20 protein-coding genes and 1 other RNA gene are annotated in these 24,045 nt (G+C 63.8%); 10 read left to right on the top strand and 11 right to left on the bottom strand.

From position 1 onward, the window contains the following. Positions 1-168: 168 nt before the first annotated feature. The 3 genes from V6N07_RS13865 to V6N07_RS13855 form a co-directional block, all read right to left on the bottom strand. Positions 169-846, bottom strand: coding sequence for a type 1 glutamine amidotransferase domain-containing protein (locus V6N07_RS13865; protein WP_371156928.1), 678 nt, complete (start codon positions 844-846; stop codon positions 169-171). 14 nt (positions 847-860) lie between these two features. Further along, positions 861-1,895 carry an NADP-dependent oxidoreductase gene (locus V6N07_RS13860; RefSeq protein ID WP_371156927.1) on the bottom strand — a complete coding sequence of 345 codons (1,035 nt, stop codon included), beginning with the start codon at positions 1,893-1,895 and terminating at the stop codon, positions 861-863. Positions 1,896-1,988: 93 nt separating this feature from the next. Then, positions 1,989-2,594, bottom strand: coding sequence for a TetR/AcrR family transcriptional regulator (locus tag V6N07_RS13855; RefSeq protein ID WP_371156926.1), 606 nt, complete (start codon positions 2,592-2,594; stop codon positions 1,989-1,991). A gap of 369 nt (positions 2,595-2,963) precedes the next feature. Here V6N07_RS13855 and V6N07_RS13850 point away from each other — a divergent pair, with 369 nt between their 5' ends. From V6N07_RS13850 to V6N07_RS13805, 10 genes are all read left to right on the top strand, one after another. Next, a complete protein-coding gene (locus tag V6N07_RS13850; protein ID WP_371156925.1) occupies positions 2,964-4,265 on the top strand; it encodes an extracellular solute-binding protein in 1,302 nt (433 codons plus the stop codon). A gap of 72 nt (positions 4,266-4,337) precedes the next feature. Next, positions 4,338-5,219 carry an ABC transporter permease subunit gene (locus tag V6N07_RS13845; RefSeq protein ID WP_371156924.1) on the top strand — a complete coding sequence of 294 codons (882 nt, stop codon included), beginning with the start codon at positions 4,338-4,340 and terminating at the stop codon, positions 5,217-5,219. A gap of 11 nt (positions 5,220-5,230) precedes the next feature. Further along, a complete protein-coding gene (locus V6N07_RS13840; protein ID WP_371156923.1) occupies positions 5,231-6,082 on the top strand; it encodes an ABC transporter permease subunit in 852 nt (283 codons plus the stop codon). A gap of 9 nt (positions 6,083-6,091) precedes the next feature. Beyond that, complete coding sequence (locus V6N07_RS13835; RefSeq protein WP_371156922.1) at positions 6,092-7,129, top strand: ABC transporter ATP-binding protein; 1,038 nt, start codon at positions 6,092-6,094, stop codon at positions 7,127-7,129. Next, complete coding sequence (locus V6N07_RS13830; RefSeq protein ID WP_371156921.1) at positions 7,129-8,127, top strand: endonuclease/exonuclease/phosphatase family protein; 999 nt, start codon at positions 7,129-7,131, stop codon at positions 8,125-8,127. Before V6N07_RS13835 ends, V6N07_RS13830 begins: the two co-directional genes overlap by 1 nt. A gap of 299 nt (positions 8,128-8,426) precedes the next feature. Continuing rightward, complete coding sequence (locus V6N07_RS13825; protein WP_371156920.1) at positions 8,427-9,506, top strand: TRAP transporter substrate-binding protein; 1,080 nt, start codon at positions 8,427-8,429, stop codon at positions 9,504-9,506. A gap of 18 nt (positions 9,507-9,524) precedes the next feature. Then, on the top strand, positions 9,525-10,037 hold the full coding sequence (locus V6N07_RS13820; protein ID WP_371156919.1) for a TRAP transporter small permease subunit: 513 nt from the start codon (positions 9,525-9,527) through the stop codon (positions 10,035-10,037). Between the two features lie 12 nt (positions 10,038-10,049). Then, on the top strand, positions 10,050-11,375 hold the full coding sequence (locus V6N07_RS13815) for a TRAP transporter large permease subunit (protein WP_371156918.1): 1,326 nt from the start codon (positions 10,050-10,052) through the stop codon (positions 11,373-11,375). A 1-nt stretch (position 11,376) separates the two neighbouring features. Then, a complete protein-coding gene (locus V6N07_RS13810) occupies positions 11,377-12,963 on the top strand; it encodes a gamma-glutamyltransferase family protein (RefSeq protein WP_371156917.1) in 1,587 nt (528 codons plus the stop codon). Positions 12,964-12,980: 17 nt separating this feature from the next. After that, positions 12,981-13,793 (top strand): sulfite exporter TauE/SafE family protein, encoded by an 813-nt coding sequence (locus V6N07_RS13805; RefSeq protein ID WP_371156916.1) that lies wholly within the window; start codon positions 12,981-12,983, stop codon positions 13,791-13,793. A 10-nt stretch (positions 13,794-13,803) separates the two neighbouring features. Here the strand turns inward: V6N07_RS13805 and V6N07_RS13800 are convergent, their stop codons facing one another. The 8 genes from V6N07_RS13800 to ffs all read right to left on the bottom strand — a co-directional run bounded on the left by V6N07_RS13800 (position 13,804) and on the right by ffs (position 23,940). Beyond that, a complete protein-coding gene (locus V6N07_RS13800; RefSeq protein WP_371156915.1) occupies positions 13,804-14,481 on the bottom strand; it encodes a GntR family transcriptional regulator in 678 nt (225 codons plus the stop codon). Positions 14,482-14,657: 176 nt separating this feature from the next. Beyond that, positions 14,658-15,593 carry a hypothetical protein gene (locus tag V6N07_RS13795; protein ID WP_371156914.1) on the bottom strand — a complete coding sequence of 312 codons (936 nt, stop codon included), beginning with the start codon at positions 15,591-15,593 and terminating at the stop codon, positions 14,658-14,660. Beyond that, complete coding sequence (locus V6N07_RS13790) at positions 15,593-17,434, bottom strand: glycosyltransferase family 2 protein (RefSeq protein ID WP_371156913.1); 1,842 nt, start codon at positions 17,432-17,434, stop codon at positions 15,593-15,595. Before V6N07_RS13790 ends, V6N07_RS13795 begins: the two co-directional genes overlap by 1 nt. Beyond that, the gene (locus tag V6N07_RS13785) at positions 17,431-19,002 is read right to left on the bottom strand and encodes a hypothetical protein (RefSeq protein WP_371156912.1); all 1,572 of its coding nucleotides are present in this window, start codon (positions 19,000-19,002) and stop codon (positions 17,431-17,433) included. The genes V6N07_RS13790 and V6N07_RS13785 overlap by 4 nt, the downstream gene beginning before the upstream one ends. A gap of 52 nt (positions 19,003-19,054) precedes the next feature. Then, positions 19,055-20,275 (bottom strand): NAD-dependent epimerase/dehydratase family protein, encoded by a 1,221-nt coding sequence (locus tag V6N07_RS13780; protein WP_371156911.1) that lies wholly within the window; start codon positions 20,273-20,275, stop codon positions 19,055-19,057. Between the two features lie 530 nt (positions 20,276-20,805). After that, complete coding sequence (locus tag V6N07_RS13775) at positions 20,806-23,118, bottom strand: molybdopterin cofactor-binding domain-containing protein (RefSeq protein WP_371156910.1); 2,313 nt, start codon at positions 23,116-23,118, stop codon at positions 20,806-20,808. Next, entirely contained in the window at positions 23,111-23,581 is a 471-nt protein-coding gene (locus V6N07_RS13770; RefSeq protein WP_371156909.1) for a (2Fe-2S)-binding protein, read from the bottom strand. Before V6N07_RS13770 ends, V6N07_RS13775 begins: the two co-directional genes overlap by 8 nt. Positions 23,582-23,841: 260 nt before the next feature. After that, positions 23,842-23,940: signal recognition particle sRNA small type (gene ffs / locus V6N07_RS13765), an RNA gene on the bottom strand. Positions 23,941-24,045: the final 105 nt, after the last annotated feature.

Below are 24,045 nucleotides of genomic sequence, written 5' to 3'. Positions count from 1 at the left end.
GCCACGGGCGAGCCTTGGGGAAAAAGGCTACCGGACACGCACGGATGCGCGATCTTTAATCGGTCGTGGGCGCGCCCTGATGCCCTCGACCCGGCCCGGCGCGTTCCGGGGCAGGGCCCCGCCCCACCAGATCGACCTGGCCGAAATGGGGGACGGGGCTCTGTGGTCCTATTTCAGAAGGGACAGGATTTCCTGCGCCGCAGCAGCGGAGGAGGCGGGGTTCTGCCCGGTTACGAGATTTCCATCCCGCAACACGAAGCTGCCCCAGTCGGCCCCTTTCTCGTAGTTGCCGCCATTCGCCTTCAGCATGTCCTCGACAAGGAATGGCACCACGTCGGTCAGGCCGACAGCGTCCTCTTCCGTGTTCGTGAAGCCCGTCACGCGACGGCCGGACACCAGCGGTTTGCCGTCGGTTCCCTGCGTGTGGCGGAACACGGCCGGCGCGTGGCAGACGGCACCGACAGGCAGGTCGGCGGCGTGGAACGCCTCGATCAGGCGCTTGCTGTCCGCATCTTCGGCCAGATCCCACAAGGGACCATGACCGCCGGGATAGAAGATCGCGTCGAAACCGTCGGTCGTGACCTCCGACAGCTTGTGCGTCGTCGCCAGTTGGCGCTGCGCCGCGTCGTCGTCCTTGAAACGACGTGTATCGTCGGTCTGCGCGTCCGCGCTGTCGCTGGAGGGATCGATCGGGGGTTGCCCGCCCTTGGGCGAGGCCAGCGTGATCTCCGCGCCCGCGTCCTTGAAGACGTAGTAGGGTGCAGCGAACTCCTCCAGCCAGAAGCCGGTTTTCTTGCCAGTATCCCCAAGCGTGTCGTGGGATGTCAGGACCATCAGGATTTTCATGTTCTTTCCTTCGTTCAGTTGGAGCCGACGCGGATGACGCGCTTGCCGAAATTCTCGCCGTTCAAAAGGCCGATGAACGCGTTCAGTGCGTTTTCGAGGCCATCGATGATCTCTTCGCGGTACTTGATCTGGCCGCTCTCGATCCAGGGCTCCATTTCCCTGGTGAAATCCGGATAAAGGTGCGGGAAGTCGTCGAAGATGATGAAGCCCTGCATCTTGATCTTCTTGCGCAGGATCTGCCCCATCAGCCAGTTCATCCGGTCCGGGCCTTCGGGCAGGCTTGTCGCGTTGTATTGCGATACGATTCCGCAGACGGGCACCCGTGCATTGGGGTTCAGTAGGGGGATCACACCATCGAGAACCTTGCCGCCGACGTTTTCGAAGTAGACGTCGATCCCGTCGGCGCAGGCCTCGGCCAACTGATCCGCGAAATCATCCGTCTTGTGGTCGATGCAGGCATCGAAACCCAGATCGTCGACCGCATAGGCGCATTTTTCGGGGCCACCCGCCACGCCGACGACCCGGCAGCCGAGGATCTTGCCGATCTGGCCGACCGTTGCGCCAACAGGACCGGTTGCCGCCGCCACGACGATGGTTTCGCCGGGCTTGGGCTCGCCGATCTGGGTCAGGCCGGCCCAGGCGGTGAAACCGGGCATGCCCATGATCCCCAGCGCCCAAGACGGATGCGCGGGCGAGGCGCCGAGATTGGTGACGCCGCTGCCATCGCTGACCGCGTAATCCTGCCAGCCATTGAAGCTGAGCACGTAGTCGCCGGGCGCAAAGCCCTCCAAGTCGGAGGTGACGACTTGGGCAACCGTTCCGCCTGTCATGACCGCGTCGATCTCCACCGGGGCGGCGTAGGATTTCGCGTCACTCATCCGGCCGCGCATGTAGGGGTCCAGCGACAGAAGCTCTGTCCGCAGGAGCATCTGCCCTTTGCCGGCGGTCGGAACCGGTCCTTCCTCCAGGCGCAGGGTGTCCTTGGTCGGGGTGCCGTTCGGGCGTTCCGCCAGCACGAACTGGCGGTTTACTGTTTCAGACTGTGCCATGATTTTTCAGGCTCCTGCTTCGATTTCGGGTTGCAAGGTTCAGGGACGGGATTCCGATCCGCCCCACGTGGGCCGTGAACGGTCGGGCGCAGATCAAGGTTCCCACTCTCCCTCGGACGGAGAGATCAGCGCCTTGGTTGCCTTCATTGCGGAATCCAGCGGCGCGGCACTGTGCGACAGGCTCGCGACAAGGCTGGCCCCAAGCCAGAGGTAGTAGATCTTCTCGGCGGTGGCCTCTGGATCGATGGCGGCGGGGATCGACCCATCCACCGCCCCCTGTTCGAGGGTCAGGGCCAATCGCGCGATGATGTCGGACACGCCTGCCTTGAGAATGCTGCTCATCCCCGTGGAAAGATCGGCAACCTCCGCGGACAGTTTGACGACGAGGCATCTGTCCTCTGGGTTCGGGCCAAGTTGCTTGCCGCGCCAGTCCTCGAAATAGGTCAGAAGCCGGGACCGGGCATCCATGTCCGGATGCGACAGCGTTTCATCCAGTCGCGTCTGGTAGCCTGTCACGAAATCCTCGAGCAGCGCACAGCCGTAATCCTCTTTCGAAGCGAAGTAGTGATAGAACGACCCCTTCGGAACACCCGCTTCCTTGAGAAGGGTGCTCAGACCGACACCGGTATAGCCGAGCTGTGCCGTCAACCGTCGGCCGGTTGAGAGGATATGTGATCGGGTATCTGCCTGCGGTTCCATGCCCCCCAGATAAGCGGATTAGACCGGTCGTCTAGTGGTCGTCGGCAATGCGTCGATCACAGATCCGCGAGCGGGGCCAATGGCCACGAAGAACGTACGGCCGATTCAAGGTGACAGGTGACCCGCAGTGCATAACACCGAGCCGGCACATCGGTTCCGTGGCGGCGCAGCCAGTCATAAAACCTTTGTAAAACTGTCAACTATCAGTCGCCTTACAGATGCATCCCGGGCCCGGAAATGTAGGGCGGGGCCTGACATGCATGCGTTGACCGGTCGGATCGTCTGCCGGTTCGGCGCGCGTTGTCCGTCTCTTTCCGCACAAGACCACGTCCTTTGCCCATCTGGCAAACCAATACGGAAGGAACCTGAATGTCCCGGATCGCACTTAGCAGTGTCGCCGTCACCCTTGCTCTGACGACCGCCGCCTCTGCGCAGACGCAGATTGAACTCTGGCACGCCATGGGCGGCGCCCTCGGCGAGACCGTCAACCAGATCGCCGAGAACTTCAACGCCTCGCAGGACGAAGTGGCGCTGACGCCGGTCTTCAAGGGCACCTACGAAGAGACCCTGACCGCTGGCATCGCGGCCTTCCGTGCGGGCGAACAGCCCAACATCATGCAGGTCTTCGACGCCGGTGCGGCGACGGTGATCGGTGCCAGGGGCGCCACGATCCCGGTTCAGGACCTGCTGTCCGACAACGGCGTCGACTTCGATATCGAAGACTACATCTCGGGCGTGCGGTATTTCTACGCCGACAGCGACGGCAAGATGATCGGCATGCCGTTCAACTCCTCCTCGCCGATCATGTATTACAATGAGGACGCGTTGGAAGCTGCGGGCGTCACGCCCCCGGCCACCTGGGAAGAATTCCAGGACGTGACGGCTCCGGCGCTTGCCGAAGCGGGCTATATCGCGCTGGCCCAGTCGCACCTGCCGTGGATCTTCACCGAGAATTTCTTCAGCCGCCACGACCTGCCGTTCGCCACGAATGCGAACGGGTATGACGGTCTGGACACGCAGATCCTCGTCAACAACGACGCCATCAAGGCCCACTTCACGGCTGTCACCGAATGGCAGGAGAACGGCTATTTCGAATGGTACGGCACCGGCTGGGGCGACAACCAGACGCCGTTCGAAGAGGGCAAGGTAGCGATCTGGCTCGGCTCCTCGGGCTCGTTCGGCGGCCTGTCCCAGAAGGACCTCGGCTTCGACTTCTCGGCGACCTACCTGCCGTACTGGGAATCCGTGACGACCGAGCCCAAGCAGACCTTCATCGGCGGTGCGGCCCTGTTCGCCATGTCCGGCCACTCCGAAGAGGAGAACGCCGCGACCGCGAAGTTCTTCGAGTATCTTGCCTCGCCCGAGACGCAAGTCTTCTGGCACAAGGAAACCGGCTACGTCCCGATCACCGAAGCCGCCTACGAGATGGCCAAGGCCGAAGGCTACTACGAGGAGCAGCCCGCAGCCGAAGTCGGCATCAAGCAGCTGTCGCTCGACGCAGGCGAGAACACGCGCGGTTACCGCATGGGCTTCTACGTGCAGATCCGTGACGTGATGAACCGCGAGTATGGCCGCATCCTGACGGGTGAAACTTCGGTCGAAGACGCCTTCACGAACATCGAGGAAGAAGCCAACCAGCTGCTGGCCCGATTCGGCAAGACCCAAGGCTGACACGACCCTACCCTGCAATACCAGAGCGGCCGCCACATGGGCGGCCGCTCTTTCTTGCCAAAAGGAAGCTCAATGAAACGAGCCGGATTCACCACCGTCTCCCTGCCGGTGCTCCTGCTGCTGCCGCAGCTCGTGATCATCGCCGTATTTTTTTACTGGCCCACGGTCGTGGCCCTGCAGTCATCCTTCTACCTGCAGGACCCCTTCGGTTTCGGCTCCACCTTCGTAGGGTTGCAGAACTACGTCGATCTTCTGTCCAGTCGGGAATACCGCAGGGTCGCCTCGTTCACCGTGGTGTTCTCGGTGCTCGTGACGTTCTTCTCGCTCGCGATAGCGCTGGTCCTGGCGGTAAAGGCGGACAAGGTGCTGCGCGGCGCGCGGACCTACCGGACCCTGCTGATGTGGGTCTACGCGGTCGCCCCACCGGTGGCAGGCTTCATCGCCGTCATCATGTTCAACCAGAGCTGGGGGCCCCTGACCGATTTCTTCGGCTATTTCGGCCATACCTACATGGTCGGCGTGAACTTCAACGACACCGCCTTTGCGATGATCCTCGCATCGGTCTGGAAACAGGTGCCGGTGAACTTCATCTTCTTTCTCTCGGGCCTGCAATCCATTCCGCGGTCCGTCCGCGAGGCGGCCCTGATCGACAACCGCTCGGCCTCGGGCCGGTTCTGGGATGTGACCTTCCCGCTGCTGGCACCTACCGGGTTCTTCCTGCTGATCATCAACATCACCTATTCGCTGTTCGAAACCTTCGGCATCGTCGACACCGTCGTGAAGGGCGAGCCGGGGAACAACCCGATGACGCTTGTCTACAAGGTCTATGTCGACGGGTTCCGCGGCAATGACCTGGGCGGATCATCCGCGCAATCCGTCATCCTGATGGTGCTCGTGCTGGCGCTGACGATCTTCCAGTTCCGGCTGATCGAACGACGGATACACTACACATGAGGGCTGGACGCATGCGCAAACCCAAACTGTCGACCGTGGTCGACCACGCCGTCCTGATCCTGGGCAGCCTGTTCATGATCGTCCCGCTGCTGGTGCTGTTGCAGATGACGACGCTGCCGGACACCGAGATCATCCGCACGGGTCCGTCCCTGACGGTCGGCGATCAGCTGGATGACAATTTCCGCAAGGCGATGTTCGAGGCATCGGGCTTTTCGGGTGAGAACACGGGCCTGTCGATGCTCAGGAACAGCTTCATCCTCGGGATCGGTTTCGCGCTGGGCAAGATCGTCATCGGTATGCTGGCGGCCTATGCGATCGTCTATTTCCGCCTGCGCTTTGCCAGCTTCGCATTCTGGCTCATCTTCACGACGCTGCTTTTGCCGCTCGAAGTGCGCATCCTGCCATCCTACGAGGTGGTGCAGTGGCTGGGCATGCTGAACACCTATCAGGGGTTGATCATTCCGCTGATCGCATCGGCCACGGCGACGTTCTTCTTTCGGCAATTCTTCCGCGCCGTCCCCGAAGAACTGGTCGAGGCGGCGCGCATCGATGGTGCGGGGCCGGTCAAATTCTTCATCGATATCCTTGTCCCGCTCAGCCAGACGATGATCGCGGCGATGTTCATCATCATGTTCGTCTATGGCTGGAACCAATACCTCTGGCCCACGATGATCACGACCGACGAAGACATGTACACGCTGGTGCGGGGCATCAAGCAGATCGTCCAGGTTCTCGAAGGCGCTGTCGTGCCGGAGTTCGGGCGCTCCAACGTCCTCGCCCTCGTGGCGGTCATCCCCCCCGTTCTCGTGGTGGTCTTTTTCCAGAGTTGGTTCGTCAAGGGCCTGACCGAATCCGATAAATAGGCAAAAAACATGGCACAGGTTCAACTAAACAATATCGGCAAGACGTATCCCAACGGGTTCGAGGCGCTCCACCCCACCAGCTTTGCGATCGAAGAGGGGGAGTTCACGGTTCTCGTCGGCCCGTCGGGATGCGGCAAGTCCACGCTTCTGCGGATGGTCGCAGGGCTGGAGGAGATTACGTCCGGCGAGTTGCAGATCGCGGGTCGCGTCGTGAATGACGCCGATCCGGCCGATCGGGACATCGCGATGGTGTTCCAGAATTACGCGCTTTACCCGCATATGACGGTGCGCAAGAACATCGGGTATGGCCTGAAGAACCGGGGCACCCCGAAGGACGTCATCGCGCAGAAGGTCGTCGAGGCGGCGAATTTGCTGAACCTCGATGACTACCTCGACCGCAAACCCAGTCAGCTTTCGGGCGGGCAGCGGCAGCGTGTCGCCATGGGGCGCGCCATCGTGCGGGACCCCGCGCTGTTCCTGTTCGACGAACCCTTGTCGAACCTCGACGCGAAACTGCGCAACCAGATGCGGATCGAGATCAAGGCCCTGCAGCGCCGCCTGGGCGTGACCTCCATCTACGTGACCCACGATCAGGTCGAGGCCATGACAATGGCCGACCGCATCATCGTCATGAATGCAGGCCGGATCGAACAGATCGGATCACCCGCAGAGGTCTATCACAACCCGGCATCGACCTTCGTAGCGTCTTTCATGGGGGCGCCGCCCATGAACCTGATGCCCGCCATCGGCGTCGATGGACAGATCATGCTGGGCGAACAGACGCTCGGCCCCGCGCAGCATCAGGGTCCGGTGACGGCGGGCATCCGGCCCGAGGATTTCATCCTCGATCCCGCAGGCCCCCTGTCCTTCGATATCCAGATCATCGAGGAGCTTGGCGCGCACCGCCTGCTGCACGGAACGCTCGGGTCCGAAACCGTGACCGTCCACGTCAACAACGACGTCGTCGCGGCCCCGGGGGCACAGCGTCTGTCGGTCAAGCCCGGTGCCATCTGTCTGTTCGATGCGACAAGCGGAAAGCGGTTGTGATGACCATTGTGGAGGAGCTGCAACCCGTCAGCCCGGCGGACCGCGACCGAATCCTTGCCGCGCCCCGCACCAGCGAGGCGCATCGCAGCATCCTCGCAAGCCTGCCTGCGATGAACGCCGTCCAATGTGGTGGACAGGCCCGGGCGCGGGAATTGCCCGCCGCGTTTCGCGTCCTTGCGTGGAACCTCGAACGCTGTCTTTTCCCCGAGGACAGCGCCGCGCACCTGTCGGACATTGCCCCGCAGATCCTTCTGCTGTCCGAAATGGATCACGGCATGGCCCGCACCAAGCAGCGGCATACCGCAGCCGACATGGCGCAGGCGCTTGGCATGGTCTACGCCTTCGGGGTCGAGTTCTTCGAGATGGACCTTGGTGGTGAGACGGAGCGCCCGTTCTGCGACGATGCGTTCAACGCGCTCGGCTGGCACGGCAATGCGATCCTCAGCGCCGTCCCGTTCGACAGGGTCGCGATGTTCCGGCTTGATGATCATGGCCACTGGTTTACGCCCGACGCGGGCGGTGACGCGGGCCAGCCCCGTGTCGGCGGGCGCAATGCCATCGCAGCGGTGGTTCCGACGGGGCAGGGGCCGATATGCGTGGTCTCGACCCATCTCGAAAGCAATGCCGACAGCCCGCATCGGGCAAGGCAGTTCGACCTGTTGATGGCGCAGGTCGATGCCTTTGCCCCCGGATTGCCCGTCGTCATCGGCGGGGACCTGAACACCGGCAACCACATGCCGCCGGATTTCGACTGGCGCGGCGAGGTCCTTTTCGCGAATGCAGAGGCGCGGGGCTACGACTGGTCGTTCACGGCGGACGGGATGACGACACGTCCCAGCCTCATCACGCGTCACCCGTCCCGCAAGATGAAGCTGGACTGGATCTGCGGGCGTGGTGTCACCTGCACGTCAACGGGCATCTTGCCCGCGTTGGACGCAGATGATCGCCCCCTGTCGGATCATGACGCGGTTCATGCGGGCATCAAGCTGACCGGCTGACCGTGCGTGTCTGGCCGTCCCGGATGCCGGGCCGGCTCGCGGTTTGACCGCGAATCCGGCGCGCCCTCCGTCCCGGCAAGGCGCGCCGTCCCACCCCATGAGAATCGCAATCGGCCCATGTCGGCGCCCGCGCCTCATCCGCGCGCCGCGCAATTTGTATGCAAAAACGACTTTCTAGGATAAATTGTATACAAAATGACGGCGTCCATGGGCGAAGACGGGGGGCGTCGATTGCCTGTTCGTGCAACAGGTCCGACTGCTGTGGCCAGTGACACCCCAAGCCAAAGGACGAACGTAGTATGGACCGACGTAAATTCCTCGCCGCCGGCGCGACCCTCACTGCGGCCCCGCTTGCTGCTCCGTCGATTGCCCGCGCGCAGTCGACCTTCAACTGGACCATGACCAACGCCTATGGGCCGGGATCCCCGTTCTACGTCGAAGGCCCGGGCAGCCCGACGGACTTCTGCGCCAAGGTCGCCGCGATGTCGGATGGCCGTCTCAACATTCAGCATTTCGCGGCTGGCGAGCTGATCCCCGCGCTCGAAGGGTTCGATGCCGTGCGCAGCGGCGCGGTGCAGATGAACGCCGCCAATGCCTATTTCTGGGCCGGTCGCATCCCCGCAGCCCAGTATTTCACCACCGTGCCCTTTGGCCTGAACTTCGCGGGCATGAACGCGTGGCTCTACCATGGTGGCGGCATGGCCCTGTGGGATGAACTCTATGCACCGCTGGGCATGAAGGCCCTGCCGATGGGCAACACCGGCGTGCAGATGACCGGCTGGTTCCGCGAGCCGATCGAGAGCGTCGCGGATTTCGACGGTCTGAAGATGCGGATCCCCGGCCTTGCGGGCAAGGTCTATGCGGAACTGGGTGTCGATGTGACCCTTCTGCCCGGCGGGGAAATCTTCCCGGCGCTGGAACGGGGTGTCATCGACGCCGCCGAATTCGTCGGCCCCTACCAGGACCGTCGCCTCGGGCTTCAGAACGCGGCCAAGTACTACTACACCACCGGCTGGCACGAGCCGTCCAACACCACGGAGCTGCTGATCGGCAAGGCCGCATGGGACAGTCTGCCGGCGGACCTGCAAGCCATCGTCGAAGCCGCCGCAATGGCCTGCAACGTCGAAAGCTATACCTGGTCGGAGGCGAACAACTCCGCAGCACTGAAGGATCTGATCGAGAACGAGGGCGTGATCGCCAACGTCCTGCCCGAGGATGTGATCGCCGAACTCAAGGCCGTGACCGACCGCGTGCTCGAGGAAGGCGCCGCCGCCGATCCGGCCACGCGCAAGGTTCACGACGCCTTCATGGCCTTCAAGGCGGAACATCAGGCTTGGGCGGAAATCTCCGAAAAGCCGCTGTTCGCCCTGCCGACCTGATCTGCAATGCTGCGCGTGATGAACATATCGGCACACGGGGCTTCCAGCCTCGTGCGCCACATCGGCAACCTCAGCGCGTGGTTGGGCCTCGCCCTTGTCGCGGTGGTCAGCTTCAACGTCCTCGGGCGCTACCTTGCCGGTATCGGCAGCGTCGCCCTGCAAGAGACGGAATGGCACCTGATGGCCGCCGCGGCCCTGATGGGCATGTCCTATGGCCTGAACCAGGGTGGCGAGGTGCGCGTCGATATCTTCTACGAAAAGCTGCCACCTCGGGGGCAGGCTCTCGTGGATGTGGTGTCCACGCTGCTGTTGTTCGGGGTGGCCATGGTCATCGGATGGCTCAGCCTCGCATACGTGCAAAGCAGCTACAGCATCAACGAAGGCTCGCCGGACCCCGGCGGCCTGCCCAATCGCTATCTGCTCAAGGCGGTCCTGCCCGTGGCCTTCGCCCTTCTGGCGGTTCAGGCCGTGGCGATGCTCGGCGCGGCCCTCACCCGGCTGGTCGACCCCTCCCGCTCCCCAACTGAATAGAAAGACACGCCCGTGCCTTTTACCGAGATACTCGCGCTCTGCATGATCGGCGCGTTCTTCGGCATGCTGCTGGTCGGCATTCCCGTGGCCGTGTGCCTTGGCGCGACCGGCCTGATATTCGGATACTTCGGCTTTGGCCCGATGCTCTTCTCGCTGCTGCCGGCGCGGGTCTTCGGGGTGGTGACGAATTACACGCTGCTTGCCCTGCCGTTGTTCATCTTCATGGGCATCATGCTGGAAAAATCGCGAATAGCCGAAGACCTGATCGAGGTCATAGGTCTGGCGATGGGGGGCATTCGCGGCGGCATGGCGCTGGCCATCATCCTTGTCGGCGTCCTGATGGGGGCGGCGTCGGGCGTCGTCGGGGCAACGGTGGTCACGATGGGCCTGATCGCGCTGGGGCCGATCCTGAACCGCGGTTATGACGCGGGCGTTGCATCGGGCGTCATCTGCGCGTCCGGCACGCTGGGTCAGATCATCCCGCCCAGCCTCGTCCTGATCCTGCTGGCCGACATCATGGGCGAATCCGTCGGCACCCTGTTTGCCGCGGCCTTGATCCCCGGCCTGATGCTGGCGCTTCTGTTCGTGGGCTACATCCTGACCCTCGGGGTTCTCAAGCCGCACCTTGTCCCGGCAATCCCGGCGGATGAGCGGGCGCTGACATCGGGGCCGGAACTGGCGAAGAAGCTGATCAAGGTCGTTTTGCCGCCGATCGCGCTGATCTTTCTTGTCCTCGGATCGATCATCGGCGGCGTCGCGGCCCCGACCGAAGCTGCCTCGATGGGCGCACTGGGCAGCATCGTGCTTGCGCTGGCCGCCGGGCGGCTCAACTTCGCGGTCCTGCGATCCGCCACGCGCGGGGCCTTCGTCAGCAGCGCGATGGTGTTCCTGATCCTGATCTTCGCACAGCCATTCGGCCTCGCCTTCCGGGGGCTGGGTGGTGAGCGGATCGTGCAGGACGCCTTCTCCCTCGTCCCCGGCGGGCTGGAGGGTCAGATCCTGTTCCTGATGGCGATCCTCTTCGTGCTGGGCTTCTTTCTCGAATGGATCGAGATCTCCTACATCGCCCTTCCGCTGTTCCTGCCGATCTTTCAGCAGGCGGGCGTGGACATGGCGTGGATGGCGATCCTCGTTGGCATGAACCTGCAGACGTCCTTCCTGACGCCGCCGTTCGGCTGGGCGCTGTTCTTCCTCAAGGGGGTGGCGCCGCCATCGGTCACGACGATCGCGATCTATCGCGGTGTTCTGCCCTTCATCGGCATACAGCTTGTCGGCGTGGCGCTTGTCTTCTTCTATCCGGGTCTGGCCCTTTGGCTGCCCGAAGCAATCGGGTGGTGAGATGCTGAAATCTTCTCTGGGGTTGAACGGGGGCGTCACGGCCCCCCACCGGGCGGCGGCGCTGGCGGGGCGCGATGTCCTGGCGGCGGGTGGCACCGCGATCGAGGCGATGGTCGCCGCCGCCGCGACCATTGCCGTCGTCTATCCGCACATGAACGGGATCGGCGGGGACGGCTTCTGGATCATCCATCGTCCCGGTCAGGCACCCGTGGGCATTTCGGCCTGCGGCCCCGCCGCCGCGCTGGCCACGCCCGAGTTCTACCGCGACCGCGGCCATGCGCAGGCCATTCCCGCGCGCGGTGGCCTGGCGGCCCTGACCGTGCCCGGCACCATCGGCGGATGGGAGGCGGCCTTGTCGCTGGTCCCCGAGGATCGTCGCCTGCCATTGGCGGATCTGCTGCGCGATGCCATCGGCCACGCCCGCGACGGCATTGCCGTGACCGGCAACCAGTCGGCCTGCACGGCAGACAAGCTGCCCGGTCTGCGCGACGTGCCGGGCTTTGCCGAGACCTACCTGATCGATGGCGAGGTGCCCAAACCCGGCGCGCGGCTCGTGCAGGCGGCCTTGGCCTCGACGTTGCAGCATCTCGCCGACAACGGATTGCGCAGCTACTATGACGGCCCCCTTGCACGGACGCATGGCGCCTTCCTCGAGGCGAACGGCAGCCCCCTGCGCGCCTCGGACTTTGCCGCCTACGCGGCGCAGCAGGTCACACCCCTGACCCTGCGAACCTCGCACGGGCAGCTCTTCAACATGATCGCGCCGACGCAGGGGGTCTCCTCTCTCGGGATCCTTGGCATCTTCGACCGCCTGGGCGTGACCGAGGGCGAGGGGTTCGATCACCTGCATGGCCTGATCGAGGCGACGAAACAGGCGTTCATTCGGCGCAACGCCGATCTTGGCGACCCGGACCACATGGACCCGCGCGCGCAGGACTGGCTTCTGGATGATGTGCTGGACGGCATGGCCGCGCGGATCGACCCCAAGCGGGCGCTGGATTGGCCCTACGACCCGAAGGCGGGGGATACCATCTGGATGGGCGCATCCGACAGCGACGGCACCGTCGTCAGCTTCATCCAAAGCGTTTTCTGGGAGTTCGGTTCCGGCCTGACATGTCCGGATACGGGCGTGTTCTTCCAGAACCGGGGCGCGGGCTTTTCGCTGACACCGGGACCAAATCAGCTCGGGCCCGGACGCCGGCCGTTCCACACCCTGAACCCCGCGCTGGCGCGCCTCGATGATGGCCGCGTCATGGCCTACGGCACGATGGGCGGCGAGGGACAGCCACAGACCCAGGCGGCGGTCTTTACCCGCCACGTCCAGTTCGGCATGGACCTGCAACAGGCGATCACGGCGCCCCGGTGGCTGTTGGGCAAGACATGGGGGGACGACACGACCTCACTCAAGCTGGAAAGCCGGTTCGACCCCGCGGTGGTGGCGGCGCTGAAAGCTGCGGGGCACGAGGTCGAGATGTTGCCCGACTTCAGTGACCTTACCGGACACGCAGGCGCCTTGGTGCGTCATCCCGATGGTCTGGTCGAAACGGCCACCGACCCCCGCGCCGACGGCGCCGCGTTGAGCGTCTGACGATGGAGGCCCTGTCCTTGATCCAGATCGCCGCGCTGATCGCAGGGTTGATCGCCACCGCCATCTTTGCCGGTATCCTTGCCGGGCTTCTGGGCGTCGGGGGCGGTATCGTCCTCGTGCCGGTGCTGTTCTGGCTGCTGTCCCTGACGCAATTCCCGTCCGAGCTGTCGATGCACATGGCGGTCGCGACCTCGCTGGCAACCATCGTGTTCACCTCCCTGTCGTCCGCCCGATCCCACCGCAAACGCGGATCGCTGGACAAGGGTCTGCTGCGGCTCTGGGCGCCCGGGATCGTGCTGGGCGCGCTGTGCGGGGGCGTGGTGGCCAAGTTCGTCAACGCCGATGTCCTGCGCGGCATCTTCGGAGGTATCGCCCTGATCGTCGCGGCCAACATGGCGTGGAAGACGACGCTGGTCTGGCGTGACCGCCTGCCGGAAAGCCGGGTCGTCAACGGCATCATCGCATGGGCCACGGGGCTGTTGTCGGCGCTGATGGGGATTGGCGGCGGGACCCTCGGGGTACCGACGCTGGTCGGGTTCGGCGTCGACATCCGGCGCGCCGTTGGAACGGCCGCCGCCTTTGGCGTGCTGATCGCGGTGCCGGCCGTGCTGGGCTTCGTCTGGGCGGGGTGGTCCGTGCCGGATCGCCCATGGGGGTCGCTTGGCTATGTCAATCTGCCGGCCGCGCTGCTGATCCTGCCGTTCACGGTTGCCTTCGCCCCGGTCGGAGCAGCCCTGTCGCACCGGATCTCGACCGAATGGGTCAAGCGCAGCTTTGCCATTTTCCTCGGCCTGACCGCCATCCGAATGCTGATCGGCGTATTCGGCTAGCGTGCCGTGATCATTCCATCTGGTGCAGGACCTGCTTGGCCGCGCTGACCATGTGACGCCGCAAGGCCCGCGCGGTTGCTTCGCCGTCACGCTCCATCAGGCCCTGCACGATCTGGCCATGCTCCGTCGAGGATTGTTGCAGCCGCTCCGCGATCCCCAGTTGCGAGCTGCGGAAAGGCGCCAGCTTCTGGCGCAGTGTCGTCGCCAGCTCCAGCATGTCGGCGTTGTGGGTCGCCTCGAAGATGCGCTGATGAAACTCGGTGTTCGCCGTGCGGTAGGCGTTGATATCGAGCGCGTCGGCCATCTTGTTCATTGCCTGGTGCAACTCCTCCAGATCGGCGCGTTCGCCCATCGTCATCCGCTCGGCGGCGAAGCGTCCGCACAGCGCCTCGATCTCGCCCATCGTCTCGAACATCTGCTCGACCCGCTCGCGCGTGATCTCGCTGACGACGACGCCGCGATACGGAATGCGTTCGGCCAGCGACTGCGCCACCAGCTTGTGCAAAGCCTCGCGCACCGGGGTTCGCGAAACGCCGAACCGTTCGGTCAGGCCCTGTTCGTCCAGCTTGGTGCGCGGTGGCAGGACACCTGTCAGGATCTCCGACGACAATTGTGCTGCAATCCGGTCGCCATGCAGGTTCCGGGACGCGTCGGATGCCTTGGCAGATGATCCTTTCTGGACGTTCATCGCGGGACGGGCCTTCCTGTTTATCGCTGTCGCCTCCGAACCTTAGGGGGTCTTTGCAGGCGGTCCAAGGGGATCGCGTCAAACTCGGCCATGGTGGCGCTTTCGAACCGTCGCCCGCGGCCGGGTTCCGCACGGCCCATGGGGGGATCACGGAACCCGTTGCATCCATTTGCCGATCACCAGGAATAGGTCACGCTGAACCCTGCGACCGCGCCGCTGAAGTCACGGGTGGCCACGTTGGACCTGTTGTGGTCGAAGCCGACAAACAGGTCGATCTTCGCGGTCTCCAACACCCGGTGCGCCACGCCGATCCTTGCCTTGATGCGGGTGTCCTTGCGCGCGGTCAGCCCGCTGTCGGTACCGTAGTTTCGGGTGAAGCCGGCAAACCGGGAGACAAGGGACGTGGTCTCGTTGATCGGCGTGCGGACGCCAAGGCGGAGGCCAATTTCATCATAGCTGAAACGGTCGAGGTCCGCCCGGCGGGCCTCGGCATAAAGAGTGCCATTCAGGCTGCGCTTGTCCTGCCACGGGCGCCATACGTGCCCGAGTTCCAGCAGATATTCCGTCTGGTCATAACCGACGAAGGTCGTCTCGTTCTGGTTCCGGTGCCCGAGGCGGAGCCTGAAGGTTGTCGCGTTTTTCCTGTCGTGACGATAGCGGAGTTGCTGGTCAAGGCGGATGCGGTTGAAGACCCAGTCGCCGTCCTCGACCAGCCGATCGAATTTGGCGGTCACGCGGTATCGCCATGCCGCGCTCTCTCCGAAATCCGTCTGGAACCCGGCGTATATGCCGCCCTCGTATTCCGTGGCACCACCCGTTTCGGGAAACCCCGTCACCTTTATGTCTGCGCCAAATCGCAGGACCGGGCCCGAGGCCAGCCTTTGCCGGATCTGCGCGGTGGTCAGGCTGTAGGGCGTCGTCTCGAATGCCTTGCGCAATTGGCCGTCACGGATCGACAGCTCGTCCACCCTTTCGACGCCGATGGTCTGGCCAAAGGACATGTCGCGCACCTGCGCGGCGGCGGGGGTTCCCGCAACGGCGGTCGCCAGGAACACGGCGCCCCACAGGTAACGCAGACGTCGGACAGGGGGCGAAGACATCATGCGTCGCATCAGGCGATCCTCTGTGGGCTATCGGACACGAGGTCCTTGATGGTCGGCGTTTCGAGGTCTTGACCGTCCTTCTGGATCAGGATGCTGAGCATCGATTCCAGCGTGAAATACGCGCGCAGAAGCCTGAACAGCAGATATTCCGGCAGGCCCAGAACCCCGCGGGGGACGCCATTGATCAGGGCCGCCACGATGGCGACGATCGCCGGGGCCCCGACGCCCACGGCGACGATGGATTGCCAGATGATCGGGTTTTCCGGGTGGAATCCGAAAAGATATTCGAGGCTGCCGAAGATGATCAGGGGCACCAGCATCGCGCGGCGGGCGGAATTTACCAGCATGTAGGGCAGGATGATCTTGCCGCGCAGCGTCGCCTGATCGGAATAGATCAGATCGCGACAGCGGGAGCTGACGTGATAGACCGAGCGGAACCACCTCATCCGCTGTTCCCGCATGTGGCCATAGCTGGTCGGCACTTCGGAGATGTATCGGATCCTGGGGTCCACGACGGAGTGGAAACCCAATTCGCCGATACGCAGCGAGATGTCGGTATCCTCGCCATTCATGCCCTCGACGAACCCGCCAAGGTGGCGCGGCTGATCGGTGCGATACACGACGAACATGCCCGGAATGCCGATGACACCGCGGATGGCGCCCATGCCGATGGAATAGAACCCGTGCTTGACCAACACTTCCAGCAGGCGCGCGCGGTCGAACATGCGACCCCCGGGCGGGATCGGCACGCCGCCGACGACGCCGACCGAGGGATCCGAGAAATACGGCATGGCGCGGCTGAAGTTGTCCTCGCCGACAACGGTATCGGCATCGACACGGACGACGAACTCCGTCTCGACGGCGTCGAGGCCCGCGTTCAGGGCGTGGGATTTTCCCGGGCGCGGGACGTCGATCACGCGTCCCCGTGCGAAGGCGCAGGCCGCAAGGCTGTCCCGCGCGATCGCCGCCGTCGCATCCGAGGAGTTGTTGTTCATGATCAGGATCGTGACCGGCGCACCGTAATGCGCCGCCGCCTTGTCCAGCGCGCGGATCGTATCCGCGATGATGTATTGTTCGTTGTGGGCGGGCACGATGACGCTGAGCGGGGGGGAATATGCCCTGCGCTTGAAGGTCCGGGCGTCGATCAGGGCCAAGAGGTAGAGCTGGCTGAAGAAGACCGGCAGAAACAGAAACACGCCCGGTCCGATCCCGCCAAGAAGCGTCAGATCACGCAGGACGGCGACGATCCGCAGATCCATGCCGTTGACCGTCCACGCCACGACACCCGCGTTGATCAATGTGCCGGTCAGGCGGATGATCGGCACCCCGATCCGGCTCGGGCTCCGTTCGATGCGGATGCGGGCAGGCATGGCCCCCCGTTCCAGCAGTTTGAGGGAAAACAGCGCGAAGCCCAGAAGGCCGGACAGGATTGCCCCGAAATCGAGCGAATAGGAGATCCCGAATTGCCAGAGCATCGTCGCGTTGGCCACATCCAGGATCGCCATGGCCAGCAGGAATGACAGGACCATGTCCATGCCGAAGAACAGGCGGGCCTTTGCCGAACCGTGGGAAAAGGTCGCAAAGGCGATGTAGAACGACAGGATGAAGATCCGCATCGCGATCGAATGGTGGCCTTCGTAGGGGGCAAAGACGAAATCGCGGTTCGGAAAAATGGCGCTGACCGTTGGCGTGTTCACCAGCCACAGCAAGGTGACCGAAATGATGCTGAACAGGACAAGGGCCGCAGGTGCCGTGCCTTGCCGTACGGCCCCTGCAAAGCGTCTGGGCGCGCTGTCGACCGAACTGAACGACACCGCGTCCCGGTCACCGTGGGGTGTGGCCGGTGTCATCGTGCCGCCTCCGCGAGGCGTCTTTGCGGCAGACGGATGAGAATGGCGAGCGGCGCGGTCCTTGCCAGTTCGGCCATGGCCTCGGGCGTGGCCCGCAGGGTTTGCAAGGTGCCGTACTCTTCGCTGGCAAAAACAAGCCAGTCGTCGGGGCGCGCCATGCCTGATCCGGCAAGCGTCGCAACCTTGGCGCGGTTAAGCAGCGTGATATCTGCCCGGTCAACGCGACCGCGCAAGGCGACGTCTTCCGGAACGGCGCCGCCGACAAGCCGGGCGAAAGCCGTGGCATCGGGCGCCGTAAGGCCCGGATACGCCATCAGCGTGACATCGCCGCGTTCCGCCATCGCCGCGCGCAGGTCATCCAATGCACCCGACAGGGGTTGGCCGCCGCCATGCAGGACGGATCCTGCGTTCAGTTCCGCGATCAGGTCGGGGCCGTCGTTGCACAGACCGGGCAGGTCCTGGCTGGAGACCGCCGTCACCTCGAGGATATTGGTCCGGCCCTGCACGGAATGGGGCAGAGCGAGAGTCGACTGAAACCCGCGTGCGCCACCTTGTACCGTCTCTGCAAGCAGCAGCTTTCCGTTCAGGGTTGCTGACACGATCCAATGCGCGTCCGCGGGCAGGGGGCCAAGCGTGAGGTCGATATCGAACCGACCTGCCGTTTCGCTGCCGTCGCCCTCGTTCAGGTGAAACCGGCTGCGCCATGTCGTGCCATGCTTGAACGTTCGCGCGCCCGCGTTGCCGGAAAGCTGGGTCAGATCGGCGGGAAAGGTCAGGCCGACGGGCCCAGCGGGATCGATGCCCTTGTGCGACGCAACGACCTGTTCCAGCTCTGCGTCGTTCATTCCGTCGGTCGTGGCAAAAGTGATCGGCATACCTGCCCGCGCCAACGTGGCGGCCTGTGCCAGCCGATTGGCGCGCTGCTCATCGCTGAGTGCTGCAGACCAGTCTATCCTCGCGATGTTGCCCCATGCGACGACGCGATCCGCGGCCGTCTGCAGCGGGGTCGCGAGGTTCAGGATCAGTCGGCTTGACGCCTCGACCTCGGCCACGACGGCGAGGTCGTCCTGCCGCGTGCAGCTTGCGCTTGCCCCCTCGCCAACGACGCTGAACGAGACGTTCAGGGCGGGTTTCCCCAGGTCGGCATCCGTCAGCGGAATGCGGACATCGCGGGTGACGGTTCCGGGGGCCAGCAGGATCTCGCCCCGCCGGGTGTTGTCGATGGCCACCCTGAGGACGCCCTCAACCCCTGCAAGTGCCTGTATCGTCGTATCGAGTTGCAGGTATCCGGAAATGGGGCGAGCCGAGATCGGCATGGCGAACCTTGCGGACCCGTAGGCCGGCAAACCCGACAGGATCAGGGGGGCATCCGCCCCGGTCCGGGCAATGGCGACGCGGGTCGTGCCGGTGCGGTGCTCTGCCAGACTTCGGCTTTCGAACACCAAGGGGGTGGCAGTGAACGCGTCGGATACGCGGTCATCGCCGATCTGCAACAGATCCGCCCCGGACAGCGAGAGTGCGACGCCGGTCAGCAGAAAGGTCATGAGCCCGACATTGATGATACGCATGTCGCGTCCTTTCGTGGAAATGCGCCCCCTTTGTCGGGGGCCGCGTTATGGATCAGGCCGCGATCGACCGCGTGGCGGCGACGGGTCGGACGACACCGGGTTGCTGATTGTCGGTCCAGGTCGACACGCAGGGGATCATTTCGGGGTTGCAGCGATGGGCAAAACGACGGGCGATCTCGTTCGTCTCGGCCAGCAGGCCGTCTTCCAGAGTGATCGGGTTCAGGCCCAGCGCGCGGAACGACTGATTGCTGACACGCAGCCCGTTTTCGGCCGCTTCCTTGCGGGGGTTGGCGACATTCGCGATCGCGGCACCGGTCACCCTGGCCACCACCTGTGCAAGGTCGCGCACGGTGTGGGTTTCGGTCATCTGGTTCATGATCCGAACCTTGCCGGTATCGGTCTGTTCATTCTCGACGGCGAGGGCGAGGCATCTGACGGTGTCCTGAATGTGGATGAACGCGCGCGTCTGACCGCCGGTGCCATGCACCGTCAGCGGATGGTCCATTGCCGCCTGCATCAGGAACCGGTTCAGAACGGTGCCGTAGTCCCCGTCATAGTCGAAGCGATTGACGAGGCGGTCATCGAGACGCGTCTCCTCGGTCTGGGTGCCCCAGACGATGCCCTGGTGCAGGTCGGTGATGCGCAGGCGGTCGTTCTTGGCGTAGAACTGGAACAGCAGCTGATCCATCGACTTCGTCATGTGATAAACGCTGCCGGGATTGGTGGGGTAGAGGATATCGCGCTGGAACAGCGTCTTGTCGTCCCCCGGGATATAGACGCGCAGGTATCCTTCGGGGATTTCCAGACCGTCGTCGTCGTATCCGTAGACGCCCATCGTGCCGAGGTGGATGATATGCGGGTCGAGGCCGAGACCGGCGACGGCACACAGCAGGTTGTGCGTGGCCCCGATGTTGTTGTCGACGGTGTAGCATTTCTCGACCGGGCTTTTCATCGAATAGGGCGCGGCCCGCTGTTCCCCGAAATGGATGATGGTATCAGGGCGAAGGGACGCCATCGCCGCCTCGAGGGCGGTGTAATCCTTGGCGATGTCGATCTTCAGAAAGGCGATGTCGCGCCCGGAGACCTCCTTCCAGGCGGCGATACGGGTCTCGATGCTTTCGATCGGGGTCAGGCTGTTTGCGCCCAGTTCCTCGTCGATGGCCCGCCGCGACAGGTTGTCGACGATGGTCACGTCATGGCCTTTGGACGAAAGGTGCAGAGCCGTCGGCCATCCGCAAAAGCCGTCGCCGCCGATAATCATAATCTGTTTCATTGCCAGGTCTTTCTGTTCACGGTTGAAGCCGGGGGTGGCCGATGGGGAATGCATAACCGGGAGCATGGAAGACCGTCATTCGGGCGGACGGAGAGGTTCGGACCGCGTTCGAGAAACGCGCCATCCAAAGGGGTGGGTGACCTACCCCCTTCGGGCTACTTTTCGCGGGGAATACGCTTGCGGGATCACGTCGAATAATACGTAAAACATTGATTTAAATGAAATTTATCGTGCGGTCGCCCAGCTGTCGGCACGTCATAATTATGCCGAATTGTCAGCGAATGACGCAGCGAATCGTACGGGACCAATCAGGCCGTGGTAATCACGTGCCAAGGGGATCGGCGTCTCTCGGGCCGACAGTGGTATGGGAATGAACGGTTGTGTTTCGTCAGGCCATGATCGGCCTTGCGTCACCGTCGGGCATTGCGCTCATGCGCTGTCGGGGTTGCATACGGCGCGTTCGACAAACTTCGCAATGTGACCGGTGATCGGTGGTCGGGCGGGCGCATGACACGCCCGCCCGGATCGGATCAACCCTTGAGAGCGGCCAGCACCGCGTCACCGGTGATGGGCAGATGACGCACCCGCGCGCCGGTCGCATTGAAGATCGCGTTGCCGATGGCAGGGGCGACAACCGTCGTGCCGGGCTCTCCCAAACCGACAGGCACCTCGGTACTTTCGACGAACTCGATCTCCAGTTCCGGCACATCGGCCAGACGCAGGGGCGTGTAGGCGCCAAGGTTCAGGTCGATGACATTGCCGTCCTCGATCCGCGTCCCCTCGTGCAACGCCATAGACAGACCCCAGAGCACGGCGCCTTCGCATTGCGCACGCGCCCCGTCAGGGTCGACGACGGTGCCGCAATCGATCGCCAGCCAGATCTTGTCCACGCTGACATTGCCGGTGTCGGCATCGACGGCCAACTGAACGGCGGCAGCCGTCCATGTCGGCATGGTGCGCGATTGGCCGAAGGTCGTCGCGATCCCGATGGCGGACCCATCCGGCAGCTCGGTCGTGCCGTAGCCGGACATCTCGGCCACACGCCGTAACACCGCCGCCTGACGCGAAGCGCCGCCGACCGCGTTTGGTGCGGACCCTGCGTTGATCCCCTCGGCCGTCAGATGGTCGAGGCGGAACTGGAGCGGATCGGCCCCGACCTTGTGCGCGGCTTCATCCATGAAGCTTTCGACCGCAAAGTTGGTCCACCCCGGTCCGACCGACCGCAGCCAACCGGGACGGAACGTCTGATTGGCCAGGTCATTCGAAATCGCGCGCACGCGGTGCGCCCCGACGGTGTACCAGTGGTCGGCCCCATCGATGGCAAAGGGATCGTAAGGCTCCTCGTTGACGCCGTTCGGCATGAAGCCGGGGACCATCACCTGCGTCGGCCAACCGGCGGCGGCGTGATGCTCCATTCCCGTGACGGCCTGTGCCTCGTCGAATGCCATCCGCATCTTCTGGACGGAAGGGGAGCGGATGCTGTCGAACTGAGAGTCTTCCTCGCGTGAGAAGACCAGCTTGACAGGTTTGCCCACGGCCTTTGCGGCCAAGGCGGCGGGCACGATATAATCGCCGTTCAGGCGACGACCAAAACCACCGCCCAACATGTAGCTGCGCATGACGATCTTGTCTGCCGGAACCTCCAGCGCGGTGGCCAGTGTCGGCAGGATCAGCGATTGCCACTGATTGCCCGAATGCGTTTCCCAGATGCCATCGGCGTTCTGGAAGACGGTCGCGTTCACCGGCTCCATCTGGAAATGTAGGACGGATTGGGTCGTGTATTCCGCCTCCAAGGTGTCAGCGGCGGCATCGAACGCGGCAGATGTGTCGGGCTGCTCTGTATGCAGGATCGAGCCGGCATCGCCGTCGATCAGTTCCCGTGCACGGGCCTGGATGTCATCCTCGGACACATCGGCGGTGTCACCCGCGGTCCAGTCGACGTCGATGGCATAGGATGCTGTCCGCGCCGCATGAAGCGATTGCCCCAGAACGACGACCCAGCCCGGAACGGTGCCGGACGGATCGTCGAGGACGACAGTTTCGAGGTATCCTCTGACGTTCTTCGCGCCGCTGTCATCGACCGAATTGACCACCGATCCATATCGCGTCGGCGGCAGCATCGGCACGCCATAGACCATGCCGTCGACTTTCGCGTCGAGGCCATAGATCGCCTGACCCGTGGTCTTGGTGTCGAGGTCGAGGGGGTGCACATCCTGACCGACCAGACGCAGGTCCGCATGCGGCTTGAGGGGCAGGGCGGCCAGTTCCTCCTCGGTGAAGGACCGATCGATGCCGTCGGCAACCAATTCACCATAGGTTATGGACTGGGTTCCGTCGCTGATCATGCCGTCCCGCGCCGAAAGGGTCGTGGCGTCGACGCCCCATTTCGCGGCAGCCGCCTCGATCAGGGCGGTGCGCCCCGCGGCCCCTGCCTGACGATAGACAGGCCAGCTTTGCCAGACGGACCAGCTGCCGCCCGTGACCATCAGGCCCCATTTGTCGGCTGTATCTACATGGGTGATGTGGACGTTTTCCCAAGGCACCTCGAGTTCATCGGCAAGGATGCGCGCGATTGCCGTGCCGACGTGCTGTCCCATCTCGGCACGGATGATGTTGACGTTGACCCGGTTGTCGGCGTCGATCCAGTACCAGATCGACGGCTCGAATGCCTGACCGTTCGGCGTGATCGGCGTGCCGTCGGGCACCTCCGGGTTCATCGCGGCGTCGGACGCCTGCGGAAAGCCGAAGGCGACGCCGGTGGCGGTCATGGATACGAGGAACCCGCGGCGGGTCATCTGCGTGGTCTTCTCGGCGCCTGCAAGGCGGGACATCAGATTAGCCATTGTCGGAGCCTCCCATAGCAGTTGCAGCTTCGCGCACGGCCTGACGGATACGGGTATACGTCATGCACCGGCACAGGTTGCCGGTCATCACGGCGTCGATGTCTTCATCGCTGGGGTTCGGAGTGTCGGCGAGCAGCGAGGCGGCCTGCATGATCTGACCGGACTGGCAGTAACCGCATTGCGGCACCCGCAGGCTGCGCCATGCTTCCTGAACCGGGTGGTTTCCGTTCTCGTCAAGGCCTTCGATGGTCGTGACGGACAAGCCTTCGACATCCGACAGATAGGTGATGCAGGATCGCGTGGCCGCTCCGTTGATGTGGACGGTGCAGGACCCGCAGGCACCGATGCCGCAGCCGAATTTGGTTCCGGTCAGCCCGATCTCGTCGCGAATGGCCCAAAGCAAGGGAGTGTCAGGGTCGGCGTCGACAGAAATCTGCCGCCCGTTCAGTTGGAAATTCGTCATGTCAGTCGTGTCCCTTGGCTGTGTGGCTAGTCGCGGTATCAGCACAGGTAGCGCTCGCGGTGGCCTCGTCTAGGGAAGCCGCGAGGATGACTTCGGGACAACGAACGCCGGACCTATAGCAGAATGCTTGGTCCAGGCAGTTCGGGAGGGGGGTGTCGCAGCAAACAGCCTGCCGGGAGCGTCCGCTGACGCATCGGGGCAACCACACTGCCCGGCCTTGGCCCGGCGGGCACAAGTCTTGACGCAATCTGTGGTTGGTGGGGTGAGAGGCTGGACGACGACCCAAGTGGGGCTCGTTGTGGCTGCTACCTTCCGGTCCTGACCAGGTTGGCGAGGCACTTGCCCGCGCCAACCTCTCGATGCTTAGATAGATAACGCGCCCGGCGGATGCAAGGGCAGTGCGCGTGCCATGTCGCATGCCGCCGTTTCATCCGACCGGGCGGGCCAATCCGCGATCCGAAAGG

This window comes from Jannaschia sp. 2305UL9-9 (assembly GCF_041403465.1).
Classification (GTDB): domain Bacteria; phylum Pseudomonadota; class Alphaproteobacteria; order Rhodobacterales; family Rhodobacteraceae; genus Jannaschia.
Note: the sequence above shows the minus strand (reverse complement) of the source record. Positions and strands in the feature narration are given on the sequence as shown.